This window comes from Gemmobacter sp., assembly GCF_046292685.1.
Taxonomy (GTDB): domain Bacteria; phylum Pseudomonadota; class Alphaproteobacteria; order Rhodobacterales; family Rhodobacteraceae; genus Wagnerdoeblera.
The window spans coordinates 1-20,003 of sequence record NZ_JBKBQM010000006.1 but is presented as its reverse complement, the minus strand read 5'-3'; the positions used below and the strand labels follow the sequence as shown (position 1 = coordinate 20,003).

At 67.0% G+C, this 20,003-nt stretch carries 20 protein-coding genes; 17 read left to right on the top strand and 3 right to left on the bottom strand.

Features of this window, described 5'->3' with window-relative positions; translation table 11 throughout:
• Positions 1 to 36 precede the first annotated feature (36 nt).
• The 12 genes from ACK4S2_RS02790 to ACK4S2_RS02735 all read left to right on the top strand — a co-directional run bounded on the left by ACK4S2_RS02790 (position 37) and on the right by ACK4S2_RS02735 (position 12,029).
• The gene (locus tag ACK4S2_RS02790) at positions 37 to 204 is read left to right on the top strand and encodes a YdcH family protein (protein WP_409620098.1); all 168 of its coding nucleotides are present in this window, start codon (positions 37 to 39) and stop codon (positions 202 to 204) included.
• A 136-nt stretch (positions 205 to 340) separates the two neighbouring features.
• On the top strand, positions 341 to 994 hold the full coding sequence (locus ACK4S2_RS02785; RefSeq protein WP_409620096.1) for a LysE family translocator: 654 nt from the start codon (positions 341 to 343) through the stop codon (positions 992 to 994).
• A gap of 203 nt (positions 995 to 1,197) precedes the next feature.
• Entirely contained in the window at positions 1,198 to 1,758 is a 561-nt protein-coding gene (gene petA / locus ACK4S2_RS02780) for a ubiquinol-cytochrome c reductase iron-sulfur subunit (protein ID WP_409620094.1), read from the top strand.
• A gap of 10 nt (positions 1,759 to 1,768) precedes the next feature.
• A complete protein-coding gene (gene petB, locus ACK4S2_RS02775) occupies positions 1,769 to 3,082 on the top strand; it encodes a cytochrome b (protein ID WP_409620092.1) in 1,314 nt (437 codons plus the stop codon).
• 17 nt (positions 3,083 to 3,099) lie between these two features.
• The gene (locus ACK4S2_RS02770; RefSeq protein WP_409620090.1) at positions 3,100 to 3,954 is read left to right on the top strand and encodes a cytochrome c1; all 855 of its coding nucleotides are present in this window, start codon (positions 3,100 to 3,102) and stop codon (positions 3,952 to 3,954) included.
• A gap of 217 nt (positions 3,955 to 4,171) precedes the next feature.
• Positions 4,172 to 5,047 (top strand): branched-chain amino acid ABC transporter permease, encoded by an 876-nt coding sequence (locus ACK4S2_RS02765; RefSeq protein ID WP_409620088.1) that lies wholly within the window; start codon positions 4,172 to 4,174, stop codon positions 5,045 to 5,047.
• A gap of 3 nt (positions 5,048 to 5,050) precedes the next feature.
• Positions 5,051 to 6,133 (top strand): branched-chain amino acid ABC transporter permease, encoded by a 1,083-nt coding sequence (locus tag ACK4S2_RS02760; protein WP_409620086.1) that lies wholly within the window; start codon positions 5,051 to 5,053, stop codon positions 6,131 to 6,133.
• Entirely contained in the window at positions 6,130 to 6,930 is an 801-nt protein-coding gene (locus tag ACK4S2_RS02755; RefSeq protein ID WP_409620084.1) for an ABC transporter ATP-binding protein, read from the top strand. Before ACK4S2_RS02760 ends, ACK4S2_RS02755 begins: the two co-directional genes overlap by 4 nt.
• A 106-nt stretch (positions 6,931 to 7,036) precedes the next feature.
• Positions 7,037 to 7,810: an ABC transporter ATP-binding protein gene (locus tag ACK4S2_RS02750; RefSeq protein WP_409620082.1), complete on the top strand. Its 774-nt coding sequence runs from the start codon at positions 7,037 to 7,039 to the stop codon at positions 7,808 to 7,810.
• Positions 7,807 to 9,702: an AMP-dependent synthetase/ligase gene (locus ACK4S2_RS02745; protein ID WP_409620080.1), complete on the top strand. Its 1,896-nt coding sequence runs from the start codon at positions 7,807 to 7,809 to the stop codon at positions 9,700 to 9,702. The genes ACK4S2_RS02750 and ACK4S2_RS02745 overlap by 4 nt, the downstream gene beginning before the upstream one ends.
• A 32-nt stretch (positions 9,703 to 9,734) precedes the next feature.
• A complete protein-coding gene (locus tag ACK4S2_RS02740) occupies positions 9,735 to 10,895 on the top strand; it encodes an ABC transporter substrate-binding protein (RefSeq protein WP_409620078.1) in 1,161 nt (386 codons plus the stop codon).
• 195 nt (positions 10,896 to 11,090) lie between these two features.
• Positions 11,091 to 12,029, top strand: a complete 939-nt coding sequence (locus tag ACK4S2_RS02735; protein WP_409620076.1) for a DMT family transporter — start codon at positions 11,091 to 11,093, stop codon at positions 12,027 to 12,029.
• Here ACK4S2_RS02735 and ACK4S2_RS02730 read toward each other — a convergent pair.
• On the bottom strand, positions 11,956 to 12,636 hold the full coding sequence (locus ACK4S2_RS02730; protein ID WP_409620074.1) for a thiamine diphosphokinase: 681 nt from the start codon (positions 12,634 to 12,636) through the stop codon (positions 11,956 to 11,958). The genes ACK4S2_RS02735 and ACK4S2_RS02730 overlap by 74 nt on opposite strands.
• A gap of 109 nt (positions 12,637 to 12,745) precedes the next feature.
• On the opposite strand from ACK4S2_RS02730, the gene ACK4S2_RS02725 reads away from it, so the two are divergent.
• Positions 12,746 to 15,304: a hypothetical protein gene (locus ACK4S2_RS02725; protein ID WP_409620072.1), complete on the top strand. Its 2,559-nt coding sequence runs from the start codon at positions 12,746 to 12,748 to the stop codon at positions 15,302 to 15,304.
• A gap of 16 nt (positions 15,305 to 15,320) precedes the next feature.
• Here ACK4S2_RS02725 and ACK4S2_RS02720 read toward each other — a convergent pair whose 3' ends face one another.
• Together ACK4S2_RS02720 and ACK4S2_RS02715 are read right to left on the bottom strand one after the other, a co-directional pair.
• Positions 15,321 to 15,560, bottom strand: a complete 240-nt coding sequence (locus ACK4S2_RS02720; RefSeq protein ID WP_409620070.1) for a DUF2842 domain-containing protein — start codon at positions 15,558 to 15,560, stop codon at positions 15,321 to 15,323.
• 26 nt (positions 15,561 to 15,586) lie between these two features.
• A complete protein-coding gene (locus ACK4S2_RS02715; RefSeq protein WP_409620068.1) occupies positions 15,587 to 16,885 on the bottom strand; it encodes an adenylosuccinate synthase in 1,299 nt (432 codons plus the stop codon).
• 79 nt (positions 16,886 to 16,964) lie between these two features.
• Here ACK4S2_RS02715 and ACK4S2_RS02710 point away from each other — a divergent pair, with 79 nt between their 5' ends.
• From ACK4S2_RS02710 to ACK4S2_RS02695, 4 genes are all read left to right on the top strand, one after another.
• Positions 16,965 to 17,363 carry a VOC family protein gene (locus tag ACK4S2_RS02710; RefSeq protein WP_409620066.1) on the top strand — a complete coding sequence of 133 codons (399 nt, stop codon included), beginning with the start codon at positions 16,965 to 16,967 and terminating at the stop codon, positions 17,361 to 17,363.
• 88 nt (positions 17,364 to 17,451) lie between these two features.
• Positions 17,452 to 17,799 carry a preprotein translocase subunit SecG gene (gene secG, locus ACK4S2_RS02705; RefSeq protein WP_409620064.1) on the top strand — a complete coding sequence of 116 codons (348 nt, stop codon included), beginning with the start codon at positions 17,452 to 17,454 and terminating at the stop codon, positions 17,797 to 17,799.
• A 129-nt stretch (positions 17,800 to 17,928) separates the two neighbouring features.
• On the top strand, positions 17,929 to 19,572 hold the full coding sequence (locus ACK4S2_RS02700; RefSeq protein ID WP_409620062.1) for a CTP synthase: 1,644 nt from the start codon (positions 17,929 to 17,931) through the stop codon (positions 19,570 to 19,572).
• Positions 19,573 to 19,651: 79 nt separating this feature from the next.
• A partial coding sequence (locus tag ACK4S2_RS02695) for a transposase (RefSeq protein ID WP_409620060.1) occupies positions 19,652 to 20,003 on the top strand: 352 nt, incomplete at its 3' end.

The window sequence follows — 20,003 nt, the reverse complement described above, 5'->3', positions numbered from 1 at the left end:
ACTACCCTTACGTTCACAATCGGAAGGGAGCCTGACATGACCATTGCTTCGCACCTGCACGAACTGCGCCGCAAGCACGAGCATCTTTCTGACATGGTGGAAAAGGAACAGCGCAGCCCGGGTGCGGACCCGCTCAAGATTGCAGAGCTGAAAAAGCAGAAGCTGCGCCTGAAGGAAGAGATCACCCGGTTGGCCGACGCCTGACCCGCGCGGCCTGACAGGGGGCGGCGCGGGCCGCCTCCACCCCCTTCCGCCCGGACGCATCACGTGGCATTACCCACGTACAGGCCGGGCGGAGGGGGAACATCCATGACAATCGGCAAGAGGCAGGGGGCCGGTCTTGCCTGATCTGGCGGTGCCCCTGTCGTCGTTCCTGACGGTTTGGGCGTTTCTTGCGATGAACATCGCCACGCCTGGGCCCAACGTGCTCAACACCATCGCACTCGCCATCGGTTCGGGGCGGCGCGCGGGCATCGGCTCGGCACTGGGGGTCGGCCTCGGCATCGGGCTGTGGTGCCTGGGCATGAGCCTGGGCCTGTCGGTGGCCTTTCAGCATGCGCCGTGGTTGCGCACGGCCATGACGCTGCTGGCTTGCGGGCTGCTGATCTGGTTCGCCAGCCGATACCTGAGTGCGGCCGGGCAGGGGTGGCGCGCGCGCGGCACCGCGATGCCCATGCAAGGGCGCGCCGGCGTGGGCATGCAGGGGGCCTTTCTGCGGTCGCTGTCGGTCAACGCCAGCAACCCCAAGGCGCTGACCACCTGGGTTGCGGTTCTGGCGATGTTTCCCGTGGCGCGGGCCGAGGCGGCGGATCTGGCGCTGCTGTGCATTGGGGCCTGCACGCTGTCGTTCCTGATTCACTCCGTCTACGCCTTTGCGTTTTCGACGCCGGTGGCGGCGCGGGCCTACTTGCGCGCAGCGCCCGTCATCAATGCCGGGGTCGCGGTGTTCTTTCTGGTGTTCGCTGCGCGCCTTGCCTGGTCGCAACTGGGCTGAGCGCGCCCGGTGCGAAACGCGCACCGATCAAGCCCCCGCGCCGCATTGACGCATCGCAACCGCAAAATCCGCGGCTATGTGGCGCTTTGCACGCTGGACGCGACGCGGGCAGGGGGCTAAAAGCCGACCGCGAAGGGAGCGTCAGGGCGCTGCCTTGCACCGCATTGGGCCGGCCACCCGGCCCTCAGAGGGAGTTTGGATACGTGTCCCACGCAGACGATACCGCAGGCACCCGCAGGGACTTCCTGTATTATGCCACCGCCGGCGCAGGGGTGGTTGCCACCGGCGCGGCGGTCTGGCCGCTGGTCAATCAGATGAATCCGTCGGCCGACGTGCAGGCGCTCTCGTCGATCTTCGTCGATGTCTCGGGCGTTGAAGTCGGCACACAGTTGACCGTGAAATACCTCGGCAAGCCGGTGTTCATTCGCCGCCGCACCGAAGCCGAGATCGAGGCCGCCCGCGCAACCCCGCTGGACCAGCTGCCCGACCGTTCGGCGCGCAACCCCAACCGCGAAGGCGCCGACGCCTCGGATGTCAACCGCACGATGGACGAAGCCGGCGAATGGCTGGTGATGTCGGGCGTGTGCACCCACCTCGGCTGCGTGCCGATCGGGGATGGCGCAGGCGATTTCGGCGGCTGGTTCTGCCCGTGCCACGGGTCGCATTACGACAGCGCCGGCCGCATCCGCAAGGGCCCCGCGCCCGAGAACCTGCACATCCCCGTCGCCGTGTTTGCCGACGATTCCACGATCAAGCTGGGCTGAGGAGCGACCCATGGCTGGTATTCCCCACGACCATTACGAGCCGAAGTCCGGCTTCGAGAAGTGGCTGAACAAGCGCCTGCCCATTCTGGGCCTGGCCTATGACACGCTGATGATCCCCACGCCCAAGAACCTGAACTGGATGTGGATCTGGGGCATCGTGCTGGCGTTCTGCCTGGTGCTGCAAATCGTGACCGGCATCGTGCTGGTGATGCACTATACCCCGCATGTCGATCTGGCCTTCGCCAGCGTCGAGCACATCATGCGCAACGTCAACGGCGGCCACATGCTGCGTTACCTGCACGCGAACGGCGCCTCGCTGTTCTTCGTGGCGGTGTATCTGCACATCTTCCGCGGTCTCTACTACGGTTCCTACAAGGCGCCGCGCGAGGTGACCTGGATCGTCGGCATGCTGATCTATCTGGCGATGATGGCCACCGCCTTCATGGGCTACGTGCTGCCCTGGGGGCAGATGTCGTTCTGGGGCGCCACGGTGATTACCGGGCTGTTCGGCGCGATCCCCGGGATCGGCCCCGATATCCAGACCTGGCTGCTGGGCGGGCCGGCGGTCGATAACGCCACGCTGAACCGCTTCTTCAGCCTGCATTACCTGCTGCCCTTCGTCATCGCGGCGCTGGTGGCGGTGCACATCTGGGCGTTCCACACCACCGGCAACAACAACCCCACCGGGGTCGAGGTGCGCCGCACCTCGAAGGCCGAGGCGGAAAAGGACACCGTGCCGTTCTGGCCCTACTATGTCATCAAGGATCTGTTCGCGCTCGGCGTCATCCTGATCGTGTTCTTTGCCATCGTCGGCTTCATGCCCAACTACCTGGGCCACCCCGACAACTACATCATGGCCAACCCGCTGGCGACGCCGGCGCACATCGTGCCGGAATGGTATTTCCTGCCGTTCTACGCGATCCTGCGCGCCTTTACCGGCGACGTCTGGGTGGTGCAGCTGGTGCAGTTCCTGACCTTCGGGATCGTTGACGCCAAGTTCTTCGGCGTGCTGGCGATGTTCGGCGCGATCGCGGTCATGGCGCTGGTGCCGTGGCTGGACACCTCGTCGGTGCGGTCGGGCAAGTATCGCCCGATGTTCAAGTGGTGGTTCTGGCTGCTGGTGGTGGACTTCGTGGTGCTGACCTGGGTGGGCGCGATGCCGGCCGAAGGGATCTACACCTGGATCTCGCTGATCGCGGCAACCTACTGGTTCGCCTATTTCCTCTTGATCCTGCCGCTGCTGGGGCTGATCGAAAAGCCGCTGCCGCAGCCCGCGACCATCGAGGACGATTTCAAAGCCCACTATGGCCAGCCGGCCGAGTGAGACAGGGGACAATATCCATGATCCGCAAACTCACCCTTTCGGCCCTTGCGGCGCTGTCGCTGTCGGCGGCTCCGGCCCTGGCGGCCGGCGGTGCCGGCCATGTCGAGGACTTCGCCTTCAGCTTCGAAGGGCCCTTCGGCACCTACGACCAGATGCAGCTGCAGCGCGGCCTTCAGGTCTTTACCGAGGTGTGTTCGGCCTGCCACGGGCTGAAGTTCGTGCCGATCCGGTCGCTGGCCGACGCAGGCGGGCCGCAGCTGCCCGCCGACCAGGTGCGCGCCTATGCCGCGAACCTGGCCGAGATCACCGACAAGGAAAGCGGCGAGGACCGCCCGCGCGTGCCGACCGACCCCTTCCCGGGGTCGAGCCTGTCGAACGCGCCCGACCTCAGCCTGATGGCCAAGTCGCGCGCCGGTTTCCACGGCCCCTATGGTCTGGGGATCAACCAGTTCCTGCGCGGCATCGGCGGGCCGGAATACATCGCCTCGCTGCTGACCGGCTATCAGGATAACCCGGCCTGCGCCCCGGACGGGATCGACGGCTTCTACTACAACACCGCCTTCGCCGCCGGCGCTGTGCCGGAAGGCTGCAAGGACGAAAAGGGCGTCTCGACCGTTCCGGGCAGCTGGATCGCGATGGCCCCGCCGCTGTCGGATGGTCAGGTGGAATACGCCGACGGCCACGGCAACGACGTGCACCACATGGCGCAGGACGTGGCCGCCTTCCTGATGTGGACGGCCGAGCCCAAGATGATGGCGCGCAAGCAGGCCGGCTTTACCGCCGTGATCTTCCTGATCGTGCTGACCTCGCTGCTGTACCTGACCAACAAGAAGCTGTGGTCGGGCGTCAAGGGCAAGAAGCTGCACGCCTGATCGCGTCTTTGCCTGTCGAAACGAACCCCGCCCTTGACCGGGCGGGGTTTTTTCCTGGCCTGGGGTTTCCGTTGCGTCATGCCCGCAACCCCATTGACGCAGGGCGCCGACATGCCAACATGACGTTCACGCCACAAAACTGTCCGTCCCGGAACCGGGGCAGGACAGGCATGCGGGACCGCCCCGACAGAGGACGGCCCGCCGATGGGAGGATTGGATGGACGTCTTGCAGCTGCTGGTCAGCGGGCTTGCGAACGGCTGCGTGTACGGTCTGGTCGCGCTGGGGTTCGTGCTGATCTACAAGGCCACCGAAGCGGTGAACTTCGCCCAGGGCGACTTCATGATGCTGGGCGCCTTCGTCACGCTGGGCCTTGTGAACCCCGAATATGCCGGGCTGCCGTTCTGGCTGGCGCTGCCGCTGGTCTTTCTGCTCATGGGGGCGATCGGCTATGCCATCGACGCCACCATCCTGCGCGTGGTGTTCGGCCAAAGCCAGACCGCCATCATCATCCTGACCATCGCGCTCGGCTTCATCCTGCGCTTCGTCGCCGGGGCAATCTGGGGGCACGAGCCGCAGTCGCTGCATTCGCCGCTGGCGCTTGGCGACATCCGTTTCGGCGGCGTCGTGCTGCGCACGGTGGACCTTGCGGTCATCGTCGTCACGCTGATCCTGACCTTGCTGCTGTGGCAGTTCTTCCAGAAGACCAAGGTGGGCCTCGCCATGCAGGCGGCCAGCCAGAACCAGATGGCGGCCTATTACATGGGCATTCCGGTCAAGCGGGTGCAGGGCCTGGTCTGGGCGCTGGCGGGCATCGTGGCGGCGGTGGCGGGCATCCTGTATGCCTCGAAGGGCGCGCTGGAGCCCAACGCCGGTTTCATCGGCATCAAGGCCTTTGCTGCGGCGGTGATCGGCGGCTTCGGGTCGCTGCCGGGCGCGCTGCTGGGGGGGCTGATCGTCGGGGTGATCGAGCCCTTCGCCGGCCGCTATCTGCCGCCCGGTTACAGCCAGATCGCCCCCTATGCGCTGCTGATCCTGGTGCTGGTGTTCCGCCCGCATGGCCTGTTCGCGCAAGTGCGCACGAAAAAGGTGTAAGCGATGCGGTTCCACTTCAAGACCAGCTATGACACCGACATCGACCTGTTTCCCGACTGGTGGAAGCGGGGCCTCTACCTGGCGCTTCTGGCGCTGGCGGTGGCCTTGCCGTTTCTCATCAACGACTTCTACGTCGGCGAGGCAACGAATGTGCTGATCTGGGCGGTGGCCGGGCTGGGGCTGATGCTGCTGACCGGGCAGACCGGGCAGGTCAGCCTCGGGCATTCGGCCTTCATGGCGCTGGGGTGCTATGCCTGCGTGCTGCTGATGGAGGCGGGCCTGCCCTTTGTCGCCGCGTTCCTGCTGGCCGGGGTCGTGACGGGGCTGGTGGGCGCGGCCATCGCGGTGCCGGCCTTGCGGCTGCACGGGGTGTATCTGGCCATCGCCACGCTGGCCCTTGCGATCCTGGCCGACGACATCATCGTGTTGCTTGCGGCCTGGACCGGCGGCGTCAACGGCAAGTATGCCCCGCCGGTGACCATTCTGGGGGTCGAGTTCAACCGCTGGTCCAATCCGGCCGCATGGTACTGGCTGGCGCTGGCGGTGGTGGTGCTGGTCACCTGGGCCTACCGCAACATCCTGCGCACGCCGCTGGGCCGCAGCTTTGCCGCGGTGCGCGATTCCGAGATTTCGGCCCAGGCGATGGGCGTGGACGTGGCGCGCACCAAGACCCTTGCCTTCGGCCTGTCCTGCGCCATCACCGGGCTCGGCGGCGCGCTGATGGGCCTGTTTTCCGAGGTGTTCAACAACGAAACCTTCAACTTCCTCATCTCGATCCAGCTGGTGATGATGATCGTGGTGGGGGGGCTGGGTTTCATCCACGGCGCGTTCCTCGGTGCGGTGGTCATCGCCTTCCTGCCGCAGCTGTTGTCGATCGTGACCGATACGCTCGGGCGCGGGGTGGCCATTCCCGGCCTCGAGGCGGCGGTGTTCGGAGGGCTGCTGATCCTGTTCATCCTGTTCGAGCCGATGGGCCTTTACGGCCGCTGGCTGAAGATCCGCGTCTGGCTGGAACTGTTCCCCTTTGCCCGCAAGGACATGTTCCGCCGCCAGAAATCCTACCTCAAGACGGAGCGCCTGCGGTGAGCCTGCTCGACATCCGCGACGTCACCCTGAAGTTCGGCGGGCTGACCGCCGTGAACGCCTTGTCCCTGTCGGTCGAGGAAGGCCAGGTCTTTGCGCTGGTCGGGCCGAACGGCGCGGGCAAATCCACGGTCTTCAACCTGATCTCCCGGTTCTACACGCCGGTTTCCGGGGCCATCCGGTTCGACGGCGCCGATCTGCTGGCGTTGCCGGCGCACCGGGTGCCGTCGCTCGGCATTGCGCGCACGTTCCAGAACATCGAACTGTTCCACCAGGCCACCGTCCTGCAGAACCTGCTGGTCGGCCGCCACCGGCATCGCCGCGCCGGCATGGTGGAAAACATGCTGTTCACCCCGCGCGTCCGTGACGAGGAGCGCGCCCATCGCGCCGCGGTCGAGGAGGTGATCGACTTTCTCGATCTGCAACCCTACCGCGACCAGCGCATCGCGGGCCTGCCTTACGGGGTGCGCAAGGTGGTCGAGCTCGGCCGTGCCCTGGCCAGCAAGCCGCGGCTCCTGCTGCTCGACGAACCGGCTTCGGGGCTGTCGGTGGAGGAAACACAGAACATGCGCTGGTGGATCGACGACATCCGCCGCCACATGGGCATCACTGTGCTGATGGTGGAACATGACATGGGGCTGGTGGCCAAGGTCTGCGATCGGGTGCTGGCGCTCGACGGCGGCCGCCGCATCGCCGAGGGCACGCCGTTCAAGGTGCAATCCCACCCCGCGGTGATCGAGGCCTATCTGGGCACCGGCGCCATTTCCAAGACCGCCGATGCAAGGGGCGCGCGCCGATGAACCACCTCCCTGCGGGCCCCCTTCATTTCCTGTCCTCAAATATCCCGGGGGGAGTCGCGCTTGCGCGACGGGGGGCAGCGCCCCCCATTGCAACGGGTGAATTCGCATGACGCCCCCCCTTCTCGACATCCGCAACCTCGAAACCTTCTACGGCCCGATCATGGCCTTGCGCGGGGTTTCGCTGCAGGTGCACCCCGGCCGGGTGGTCACCGTGCTGGGTGCCAACGGCGCAGGCAAGACCACGCTGCTCAAGACCGTCTCGGGCATCATGGACCCCGAAAAGGGCGAAATCCGTTTTCAGGGTCAGGACATCGCCGGGTGGGAGCCGCACCGCATCGTGCAGGCCGGCATCGTGCACGTCCCCGAAGGCCGCGAGGTCTTTCCCCTGTTGACGGTCGAGGAAAACCTTGCCCTTGGCGCCTATACCCGGCGCGACCGGGCCGAAATCGCCCGCGACCGCGATCTGGTGTTCAGCTATTTCCCGATTCTCGCCGAACGCCGCGCGCAAGAGGCCGGAACCCTCTCGGGCGGCCAGCAGCAGATGCTGGCCATCGGCCGCGGCCTGATGCTGCGCCCGAAACTGATGCTGCTGGACGAGCCCAGTCTTGGCCTGTCGCCGCTGCTGACGCAGGAAATCTTTGCCATCCTCAAGCGGCTCAAGCGCGACGAAGGCGTGACGATGATGGTGGTGGAACAGAACGCTGCGGTGGCGCTGGAACTGGCCGACGACGGCTATGTGCTGGAACTGGGCCGCATCGTGATGAACGGCAGCGCCGAGCGGCTGGCGGCCTCCGAGGATATCCGCAACTTCTATCTTGGTCACGCCAATGAAGGTGCGCGCGGCGAACGCCGCTGGAAGCGCCGCAAGACCTGGAGATGAGCATGACCCGCCACGCCGCCATCCCCGAAATGACCGTGGTCAAGGGCGTTGCCATCAACGCCGAACCCGGCAGCCGTCCGGTGCTGGTCGACGGCTGCGATACCATCAGCCGCCTGTTTGCTGCCCGCTGCGCCGCCGAACCCGGGCGCATCGCCCACCGCGAAAAGACGCTGGGCATCTGGCGCGCCTTCACCTGGGGCGACTACTGGAAACACGCGAAATGGATCGGCCTCGGGCTGCGCCGCCTGGGGCTGAAACGCGGCGACGTGGTACAGATCCTGTCGGAAGACCGCAAGGAGTGGCTCTATTTCGACCAGGGCGTGCAGTGTGTGGGCGGCATTTCCTCGGGCATCTACACCACCGATTCCGCAGCGCAGGTGGCCTATATCCTGCGCGACTCCGGCTGCCGCTTCCTGATCGTGGAAAACGAGGAACAGCTCGACAAGTTCCTGGAAATCCCCGATGGCGCGCCGGGCGTGGAGCGGGTCGTGATCCTCGAGGACGAGGGCCTGCACGACCTGAAGGGCGAACGTTTCCTGTTTCTGCCAGAGCTTTACGCCCTGGGTCAGCAGGAGGAGGCCGAACGCCCCGGCACCTTCGAGGCGGAAATCGAACGTGGCCGCCCCGAGGACGTGGCGCTGCTGATCTACACTTCGGGCACCACCGGGGCACCGAAAGGCGCCATGCTCAGCCATGAAAACATCCTGTCGGCCATGCAGGCGGGCCTGCGCGAACTGGCCATCGACGCTGGGGCCGAACAGCTTTGCTTCCTGCCGCTGTGCCATATCTTCGAACGCAACAATTCGGCCTATTTTCCCATAGCAGTGCGATCGGTGGTGAACTTTGCCGAAAGCCCCGAAACCGTGTTCGACAACCTGCGCGAGGTCAGCCCGACCACGTTTTCCGCCGTGCCCCGGGTGTGGGAAAAGATCTATTCCCGCGTGCTGATCCTCGCGCAAGAGGCGACCTGGGTCGGGCGCGTGGCCTATGGCCTTGCGATGAAGGCCGGGATGCTGCGCGCCGATGCCGAGGCGCAGGGCCGCGCCCTGACGCTGCCGCAGCGCGCGGCGGTGGCGCTGGCCGATCTGATGGTGTTTCGCAACCTGCGCCAGCTGCTGGGGATGGATCGGCTGAAGCAGGGCATATCGGGGGCCGCGCCGATCAGCCCGGCGCTCTTGCGCTGGTATCGCGCCATCGGGGTGCCGGTCTACGAAGGCTATGGCATGACCGAAAATGCCGCGACCTGCACGGTGAACCGCCCCGGCGCCAACCGCCTGGGCACCGTCGGCCCCGCCATGCCCGGCACCGCGTTGCGCATCGCACCCGATGGCGAAATCCAGTCGAAGACGCTGGCCAATTTCAAGGGCTACTGGAACCTGCCCGAAAAGACCGCCGAAACCTTTACCGAAGATGGCTGGCTGCGCACCGGCGACATCGGCCACATCGACGACGATGGTTTCCTGACCATCACCGGGCGGCTCAAGGACATCATCATCACCGCCGGCGGCAAGAACATCACCCCGGCCGAAATCGAAAGCCGGCTGAAGTTCAGCCATTACATTTCCGATGCGGTCATCATCGGCGACCGGCGCAAGTATCTGACCGCCCTGGTGATGATCGACCAGGAGAATGTCGAGAGATTCGCCCAGACCCACCGGGTGCCCTATGCCGATTTCGCCTCGCTGACCCGCGCGCAAGCCGTGCAGGAACTGATCCGCGCGGAAATCGACGCGGTGAACCGCGAATTCGCCAGGGTCGAGCAGATCAAGGATTTCCGGCTGATCGACGTGCTGCTGACCGCCGAGGACGAAGAACTGACCGCCACCATGAAGCTCAAGCGCAGCTTCGTGGAGAAAAAACACAAGGCGCTGATCGACGACATGTATCGTTAAGGCCCGGCACCGGGAAAAAGGGAGGAGAAACCATGAAACGCACGATAACCGCACTGGCCGCCGGCGCCCTGGCGCTGGGGTTGGCCCAGGCTTCGGCGCAAACGCAAGGCGTCAGCGACACCGAAGTGGTGATCGGCTCGGTCAACGACCTCAGCGGCATCTTCGCCGCCGTCGGGGTTCCGGCCATCAACGGCGCCATGCTGCGCATCGAACAGGCTAATGCCGCGGGCGGCGTTCACGGCCGCCAGATCCGCTTCGTGGTCGAGGATCACGGCTATCAGCTGCCGAAGGCCACGCAGGCCTACAACAAGCTGGTGAATCGCGACCAGGTCTTTGCCATGATCCTCAGCCTCGGCACACCGCACAACCTGGCGGGCTTCCAGATCATGGACCCGAAAGGCATCTTCAACATCAACCCGCTGACGGCCGCGCGCGAAATGCTGCCCGAGCCCAACAGCCCCAACAAGTTCACCGCCTTTTCCAGCTACTACGACCAGACGGTCGCAGGGATGAAATACCTGAACGCAACCTACGGTGCGACCAAGGTCTGCACCATGTATCTGCCGACCGACTTCGGCATGGAAATCTCGGCCGCCACCAAGGAACAGGCGGCGGCGGCCAACATGACCTTCGTGTCCGAAACCACCCACAAGCCCGACGAGCAGGATTTCGTCGGCGCCGTGCAGAAGTTGCGTGCCGACGGTTGCCAGGTGGTGACGATGGCGCTCGGCGTGCGCGCCGGCATCACCGTGGTCGGCACCGCCAAGCAGCTCGGCTGGACGGATGTGAAATTCCTGGCCACCTCGGCCGGCTTCCTCGAGGCGGTGGCGGCCGTGCCCGGCGGCGTGACCGACGGGCTTTACGCGGCCGCCGGCTGGGTCGACCTGCAGGCCCGCAAGGACGATCCGGTGCCGGCCAGGTTCATCGCCGACTACACCGCAAAATACGGCCAGCCCGCGACCGGCTTTGCCATGCTGGGCTACACCACCGCCGACACGCTGGTGCGTGCGCTGGAAGCGGCCGGCAAGGATCTGACGCAAGACAGTTTCCGCGCCGCGATGGAAAGCCTCGACTATCAGGACGAGCTGCTGGATACCCGCATCCGCTACACCCCTGAAAACCACCAGGGGGCCAATGACGTGACGATTTCGGTCGTCTCGGGCGGCATCTGGAACCTCAAGGCGCGCCAGTAACGCCGCAGGCAGGCGGCGGGGGCAGGGGGGGCGCAACCCTGCCCCCGCTTTTGCTTCTGGACGCCGGCAAGCGGCCGGGATACTCACGCCTCGGCCCTTGCCTTTCACCTTGCGGAAATATCCTGCGGGGGAGCGGGGGTGCAAAACCCCCGCTGCCGACGGCACCGCCAGGTGCGCGCCGCAAGGATCTGCGCGATGAACGCCACCAACGACCGTATCTTGCCCGGCGTGGCGCTGATGCTGGGCTTTTGCGCGATTGCGCCGCTGATCGACGTCGCCTCGAAACTGGCGTCGGCAACGGTGCCGGTCGGTCAGATCACGCTGGCCCGTTTCGTGGTGCAAGGCGGGCTGATGCTGCCCTTGCTGTTTCTGCTGGGCCAGGGGTTGCGGATCTCGGCCCGCGCCTTGCGGCTGACGCTCTGGCGCGCGCTCGCGTCGATCACGGCGACCTTCACCTTTGTCTGGGCGGTCAGCCACATGCCGATTGCCGACGCGCTGGCCATCGCCTTTGTCGAGCCGTTCATCCTGCTCATCCTCGGGCGGCTGATCTTCGACGACGAGGTGGGGCCGCGCCGGATCGCGGCCTCGGCGGTCGGGTTCCTGGGCGCGCTGATGGTGATTCAGCCGTCCTTTGCCACCTTCGGCTGGATCGCGCTTTTGCCGGTCGGCACGGCGTTCAGCTTTGCGGCCTACATGCTCATCACCCGCGAAGCCTCGCGCGCCATGACGCCCGAGGCGATGCAGTTCCACACCGCCTGGGTGGCGGCGGCGATCTGCCTGCCGGTGGTGGTGCTGGCCGAAGGCACCGGCATCGCCACGCTCGATCCGGTCTGGCCCGAAGGGCTGGCCTGGGCCTGGCTGTTCGGCGTGGGGCTGGCAGCCACGGTCAGCCACATGTTCATGACCTATGCGCTCAAGCTTGCGCCTTCGGCCACGCTGGCGCCGCTGCATTACCTGGAAATCGTGTCGGCCGCGACGCTCGGTTACCTCGTGTTCGGCGATTTTCCCAACGCGCTGACCTGGGCGGGCATCGGCGTGATTGTCGCCTCGGGCCTTTACATCATCCACCGCGAACGGGTGACGGCAGCGAAAGTGCGGCAAGCACGGCAGGCAGGCGCACGCGCGGCAGGATGACCAGCATCCGCGCCGCGTCGAAGCCCAGCCGCACCCGCGGCGCCACCACCTGATTCGAGGTGCCGATCATCCCGTCGGGGGCCATGCGCAAACCGTCGATCGGCCAGCGCAAACCTTCGCTGGTGCCCGACACCGGCCCCAGCGGAAACAGCGACAGGCGCGAACCGGGCGGCAAGGCCAGCTCCAGCCGCAACGGCGCCAGAAAGGCCACGTCCTGCCCGCTCAGGATCAGGCAGCGCCGGTCGGGGTGGCGCGCAAGGCCGTTCAGCACCGCAAGCCCATGGTCCAGCCGCGCCCCGGCAAAGCCGAGGCCCAGCACGAAGGGCGCCGAAATGCTGCGCAGCGCCTTGTCGAAATCGGTGGTTTCCTGTTCGGCGATGCGGTGGATGCGCCCTGCCAGCCGCATCTGCGCCGGGGCGGAAAGCGAATCCATGTCGCCGATCACCGCCTCGGGCAAGTGCCCCAGGCGCAACAGCCGGTCTGCCCCCCCGTCGGCCGCCACCAGCCGCGGCGCATGGGTCAGCGCCAGCGCCAGGGCAGCCGCCGTCACCGGCGCCCCCCCCACCAGCGTCACGCCCTGATGTGACTCGACAATCGCGTTATCCATGCGGAAACTCATTCCAATTAAGGCAGGCATTGGCAACGGCGGACACGATCAATCCTTCAAATTGCCACCGCCGGATCACGGAATCGATCCATCAGGAACCGACAAGGGCATGAAGGCCAAAGGCAGAAGGCAGAACGTCATGGTGTCGCAGAACCGGATCCTAACCGTTTCCTACGGGACCTTCTCCTGCACGTTGGAGGGGTTCGACGACCCGTTCGGCACGATGAAGGCGATTGCCGAGTATTTCCGCGACCTCGCGGCCGAAGACCGCTATTTCGGGGCCGAACCGCCGCAGCCCGATGCCGCCATGCTGCACCGCATTGCCGAGCGCGAGATTCAGCGCCGGGTGGAGGCGAAAATCCAGGACAACGGCGTCATCCTGCGCGCGGCCGACCTGCTGGATGCGCCGGTCAAGACCCGTCCGGCCGAACCTGTGGCCACGCCCGCCGTCGCGCCGGTTGACGCCACGCCGCGCGTCGCCCAAGGGGGCGAGCCGGCGCCGAAGCTGCGCGGCGTGGACGAAGGTGTCGTGGCCAAACTGGCCCGCATCCGCGCTGCGGTGGATCGCAGCCGCGCCGCCGCGCCGACCTTGGACGAGATCGAAGACGCCGAGCTGCCGGAAGCCGCGCCTCTGCCGCCGGCGCCGGCCGCCGACCTCATCGAGGATCTGCCCGAAGACAACACGCCACTTGCAAGCGAATCCGGCGACTGGCCCGAGGCCGAAGCGGTCGTTCCTGTGGCGGCCACTCCGGAACCCGCCGCCCCCCCGCCCGAAGCCGATACCGAAGCTGAAACGGTCGTGGCCGAGGAGGCGCCTGCTTCGGTTCCGCCCGAGGCCCCCATCGAGCTTGCCGCAGCCGCCGAACCCGCCGAGGCGCCGGCCGCATCGGCCGCCGCCGAAGCGGTGTCCGACGCAACCACCGCTGACGAAACGATGGTCGCCGAAGCGCCCGCCGTAGCTTCGCCGGTTGCGGAGCCTCCGGCCCCGCGTCAGGTCTCGGGTTGGCATCTGCGTCGTCGGCAACGGCGCCTGAACCGCGAAGCTGCCGCGCGTGCCGCCGCCGAGGCTGCCGGTGCCTCCGGCGCGCCCGATCCTGCTGTTGCAGAGCCTGCCGGCGAACCGCTGGCAGAGTCCCGGCCGGCCGAGCCTGCCGCTGCGGTGGACTTCGATCTCGATGCGCTCGAAGCGACGCTGGAGGGGATCGAGGCCGAGGTTCAGGCCGAGGCTGCCGGGGCAGGCAGCCCGAACGTTGCCGCGCCTGCACCGGCCGCTGCCGCCGAAGATGATGTTGCTGCGCTGATCTCTCGTCTTGCCGGGCCGGAAACCCGGCCCGCGCCCGCGCCGCTGCCCGAACCGCCGGCTCGCGTTCGCGTCGTCAAGGTGCGCCGCGCCCCCCCTGCAGCAGAGGTTCCCGCCCCGGCCGTCGTCGAGACTGAGGCCCGCGTTGCAGCCGAGGCCGAAGCGCTCGCTGCCGCCGAGGCCGAAGCCCGCGCCGCTGCTGAAGCCGAGGCCCGCGCCGCTGCCGAGGCCGAAGCCCGCGCTGCTGCGGAGGCCGAAGCTCGCGCTATCGCCGAGGCGGAAGCTCGCGCTGCTGCGGAGGCCGAAGCCCGCGCTGCTGCGGAGGCCGAAGCCCGCGCAGCTGCCGAGGCCGAAGCTCGCGCTATCGCCGAGGCCGAAGCTCGCGCTGTCGCCGAGGCGGAAGCTCGCGCCGCTGCCGAGGCGGAGGCTCGCGCTGCCGCCGAGGCCCGGCAGCCGGCCGCCCCTGTTCGCCCGTCGCGCCCGATGCCGGCGCGCCCCGTGGCGCAGCGGCCGGTCACGCAGCGCCCGGTCGCACCTCGGCCCGAGGCCGGGTCGGCTGCGCCTGGCACACCGGTCAGCCCGGCGCGGCCGGTCCGGCCGGAACGGGCCGCAATCCGCCGCCCCTCGGTTCCCGACGCCCCGCCGCGCGACGAAGCGGCGGTGGACCGGCTGTTGCGCCACGCCGATACCGAAATGGCCGAAGCCGAAACCCGCCGCCGCACCTCGACCATCGCGCATCTCAAGGCCGCCGTCGCCGCGACGGTGGCCGAACGTCTGGCGCCCCGCAATGCCGAAGCCGCGCGACCCGCTGCGGATGTCAGCGCCGCTTACCGCGAAGATCTGGCCAGCGCCGTGCGGCCGCGTCGCCCGGGCGAAGCCTCGGCGCCTGCCGGTGCACCCAGCACCGAGACGTCGCGGGTGGCGCCGCTGGTGTTGGTGTCGGCGCAGCGCATCGACCGGCCTGCGCCGATGCCCACGCGCCCCTCCCGGACCGCCACGGCCACTGCCCTTGCCTTCGACGACAGCGAGCCTGACCAGGGCGATACCCTCGAGGGCGGCCCGTCGAACCTGTTCGGCGGCCTTGGCGCCTTTGCTGACTGGGCTGCCGAAACCGCACCGCAAGACCTGGCCGACCGGTTGGAAGCGGCCGGCGCCTGGCTGATGGCCGCCGAAGGGCTGGAGGGGTTCAACCGCCCGCAACTGATGCGTCTTGCCGCCGCCGACGAGGCGGCCGAAAGCCGCGAGGCGGCGATGGCAGCCTTTGGCACCTTGCTGCGCGAAGGCCGCATCGTGAAGGCGCGTCGTGGCATGTTCACGCTGCCCGAAGGCTCTCCTGCGCTGGCCAAGGCGCGCAAGGCCGCGCGCTGAACCGTTTTTCGCAGACCTAGCGCGACGGCCCTGCGGGGCCGTCGTTGTCGTTTCCGGGGTCGGGCTGCGCCACACCCAGGAACACCCGGCGCAGCGGCACAACCCACGCCACGCCGAGCCCGGCATAAACCAACAGCTCGACCCAGATCGACGGCCGGTCGATCCAGCCCACGACCGTTGCCGCCAGCACGACATAGGTCGGCATGCCGACCAGCAGGATGAACAGCGCCAGGCGCTTGCGGTTGCGGTGGGTCATCGGCGGCTCCGGTGGTTTCCGGTCAGCTAGTCCGCGAAGGGGTCGGTGACAAGGATGGTGTCGTCGCGTTCCGGGCTGGTGGACAGCATCGCCACCGGGCACTGGATCAGTTCCTCGATCCGCCGCACATACTTGATCGCGGCGCCCGGCAGGTCGGCCCAGGACCGGGCACCTTCGGTCGATTCGTGCCAACCCTCGACCTCCTCATAGATCGGCACGCAACGGGCCTGCTGGTCGGCCGCGGTCGGCAGGAAATCCAGCCGCTTGCCGTCCAGGTCATAGCCCACGCAGATCTTCAGTGTGTCGAAGCCGTCCAGCACGTCGAGCTTGGTCAGCGCGATGCCGTTGATGCCGGAAATCGCGCAGGTCTGTCGCACCAGCGCGGCATCGAACCAGCCGCAGCGGCGCTTGCGGCCGGTGACGGTGCCGAATTCGTGCCCGCGCTGGCCCAGGCGTTCGCCGATGTCGTCCTTGAGTTCGGTGGGGAAGGGGCCTTCGCCGACCCGGGTGGTATAGGCCTTGACGATGCCCAGCACGAAACCGATGGCATTGGGGCCAAGGCCCACGCCGGTCGCGGCCTGACCGGCGATGACGTTCGACGAGGTGACGTAAGGGTAAGTGCCGAAATCGATGTCGAGCAGGCTGCCTTGCGCGCCTTCGAACAGGATGCGCTTGCCGGCGCGGCGCAGGTCGTTCATCACCTGCCAGACCGGGGCGGCATAGGGCAGGATCTGCGGCGCGATCTCGGCCAGGGCCGCCAGCAGTGCGGTGCGGTCGATGGGGTCGAGGCCCAGCCCGGCGCGCAGCGCATTGTGATGCACCAGCGCGCGGTCCACCCGCAATTCCAGCGTTGCGGCATCGGCCAGGTCCGCCACGCGGATCACGCGGCGGCCGACCTTGTCTTCGTAGGCCGGGCCGATGCCGCGCCCGGTGGTGCCGATCTGGGCCTTGGAACCGGCAGCCTGCGCCTCGCGCGCGCGGTCAAGTTCACCATGATACGGCATGATCAGCGGCACGTTTTCGGCGATCATCAGCGTTTCCGGCGTGATTTCAACGCCTTGTTCGCGGATCTTGCGAATTTCCTCGACCAGGTGCCAGGGGTCCAGCACCACCCCGTTGCCGATGACCGAAAGCTTGCCGCCACGCACCACCCCCGAAGGCAGGGCGTTCAGCTTGTAGACCTTGCCGTTGATGACCAGCGTGTGCCCGGCATTGTGCCCGCCCTGAAAGCGCGCGATCACATCGGCGCGTTCCGACAGCCAGTCGACGATCTTGCCCTTGCCTTCGTCGCCCCACTGGGCGCCCACGACAACCACGTTGGCCATTGCGACGGTCCTTGCCTCTCTTGAAAACCCGCCTTCCTATAGCGGCAGCACCCCGGCTGCGAAACAGGAAAAACACCGCATGCCTGCACCGCCCTTTCGCCGCCTGCACCATGTCGCGCTGATCGTGTCGGACTATGATCGCGCCCGCGCATTCTACACGCAGGTGCTGGGCCTGCCGGTGCTGGCCGAGACCTGGCGCGCCGAGCGTTCGTCGTGGAAGCTGGACCTGCGCCTGCCTTGCGGGGCGCAGCTGGAACTGTTCAGCTTTCCCGATCCGCCGCCGCGGCCGACGCGCCCCGAGGCGGCCGGCGCGCGCCACATCGCGTTGGCCGTGCAGGATCTGGCGGTCTGGATGGACTGGTTGACCGGGCAGGGCGTGGTGGTGGAGCCTGTGCGCACCGATCCGCTGACCGGGGCCCGCTTCACCTTTTTCGCCGACCCCGACGGCTTGCCGCTGGAACTGGTGGAAACCGGCTGACCGCCGCCGGTGCCGCAGCCTTGGCCCTTGCGCCTCGGGCACGGTCCGACTAGATAGCCCTGTCGGCAGCAGACAGGTCCCCTTGCGCATGGAAAACGTCGTTCTCACCGTCCATCTGATCCTTGCGCTGGCGCTGATCGGCGTTGTGCTGCTGCAGCGCTCCGAAGGGGGCGGGCTTGGCATGGGCGGCGGCGGTGGCGTCGTTTCGGGCCGGTCGGCGGCCACGGCTCTGGGCAAGGTGACCTGGGGTTTGGCGGTAGCGTTCATCGCCACCTCGATCACGCTGACGGTTCTGGCCCGGCAGAACGCCTCGTCCACCTCGGTGATCGACACCACGGGCGGAACCACCGCCCCGGCGGCACCGGCAGCGCCCGGGTCCAGCCTGCTGCCGCCCGGCCTGGGCGACCAGCCGCTGACGCCGCCGCGGGTGGACTGATACAACCGCTTGTCGGGGGCGGAAATCGTGCCCCCAATCCTAGACGTGCATTGCGCACTGCCGCGGTCCTGCTAAAAGCTGGATTCCCGTGATGGTGCGATTCTGCGCCCATGCCCACGGGAGGCCGCCTTGGCTCGTTACATCTTCATCACCGGTGGTGTCGTTTCGTCGCTTGGCAAGGGGCTGGCTTCGGCCGCGCTCGGGGCGCTGTTGCAGGCGCGTGGCTATTCGGTGCGGTTGCGCAAGCTCGACCCCTATCTGAACGTGGATCCCGGAACGATGAGCCCGTTCGAGCATGGCGAAGTCTTCGTCACCGACGATGGCGCGGAAACCGACCTGGACCTTGGCCATTACGAACGCTTTACCGGGGTTGCCGCGCGCAAGACCGACTCGATTTCCTCGGGGCGCATCTATTCCAATGTGCTGGAAAAGGAACGCCGAGGCGACTATCTGGGCAAGACCATTCAGGTGGTCCCCCATGTGACCAACGAAATCAAGGACTTCCTGCGGATCGGTGCGGATGAGTGCGATTTCATGCTGTGCGAGATCGGCGGCACCGTGGGCGATATCGAAGGCTTGCCGTTCTTCGAGGCGATCCGCCAGTTCATCCACGAACGTCCTCGCGGCCAGTGCATCCTGATGCATCTGACGCTGCTGCCCTACCTGGCCGCCAGCGGCGAGTTGAAGACCAAGCCCACGCAGCACAGCGTGAAGGAACTGCAATCCATCGGCCTTGCGCCCGATGTGCTGGTCTGCCGGTCCGAGCACCCGATCCCGGACCGCGAGCGCGAGAAGATCGCGCTGTTCTGCAACGTGCGCAAGGATGCCGTGATCCCGGCCTATGACCTCAAGACCATCTACGAGGCGCCGCTGGCCTATCACCGTGCGGGGCTGGATCAGGCGGTGCTCGATGCCTTCGGCATCTCGCCGGCGCCGCGGCCCAACCTGGCGCGTTGGGAAGACGTGATGGACCGCATCACCCACCCCGAAGGCGAGGTGCGCGTGGCGGTGGTGGGCAAATACACCCAGCTGGAAGACGCCTATAAATCCATCGCCGAGGCGCTGACCCACGGCGGCATGGCCAACCGGGTCAAGGTGCGCGCCGAATGGATCGACGCGGAAATCTTCGAACGCGAGGATCCGGCACCGTGGTTGCAGGGCTTTCACGCCATTCTGGTGCCCGGCGGCTTTGGCGAACGCGGCACCGAAGGCAAGATCAAGGCGGCGCAATTCGCCCGCGAAAAGGGCGTGCCCTATCTGGGCATCTGCCTTGGCATGCAGATGGCGGTGATCGAGGCGGCGCGCAACCTGGCCGGAATGGCCGATGCCGGGTCCGAGGAATTCGACCACGAGGCAGGGGCCAAACGCTTTACCCCCGTGGTCTACCACCTGAAGGAATGGGTGCAGGGCAACCACAAGGTCGAACGCAAGGCGACCGACGACAAGGGCGGCACGATGCGGCTGGGCGCCTACAGCGCCACGCTGGCGCCGGGGTCGAAGGTGGCCGAGGTGTACGGCACCACCCAGATCGAGGAACGCCACCGCCACCGCTATGAGGTGGATATCCGTTACCGCGACAAGCTGGAATCCTGCGGTCTGGTGTTTTCGGGCATGTCGCCCGACGGACGTCTGCCCGAGATCGTCGAGGTCAAGGGGCACCCCTGGTTCATCGGGGTGCAGTTCCACCCCGAGCTGAAATCCAAGCCCTTCGCCCCCCACCCGCTGTTCGCCGATTTCGTGCGTGCCGCGGTGGAGGGTGCCCGGCTGGTCTAGCAGGCTGCTGAAGAAGTCAGCCCTCGACCCGGAGTTAGGAACATGTTTCACCCTTTGCACGACAACGGTGGGGGTGATGATGCGCGGGACGGACGAGGCGAGCGGGTCGCTGTTCAGCTATGTCGATCTTGAAGAGCGCATCCCCGCCCGGCATCCGCTGCGCAAGATCCGGCAGGTGGTCAACGAGGCGCTGGCCAGTCTCGATGCCGAGTTCGAGGCGCTTTACACCGATTTTGGCCGGCCCTCGATTGCGCCGGAGCGGTTGATCCGGGCGAGCCTGATCCAGATCCTGTTTTCGGTCCGCTCGGAACGGCAGTTGATGGAACAGATGCAGTATAACCTGATGTTCCGCTGGTTCGTGGGCCTCGGCATCGACGATCCCGTCTGGGTGCCGACGGTCTTCACCAAGAACCGCGACCGGCTGCTGACCA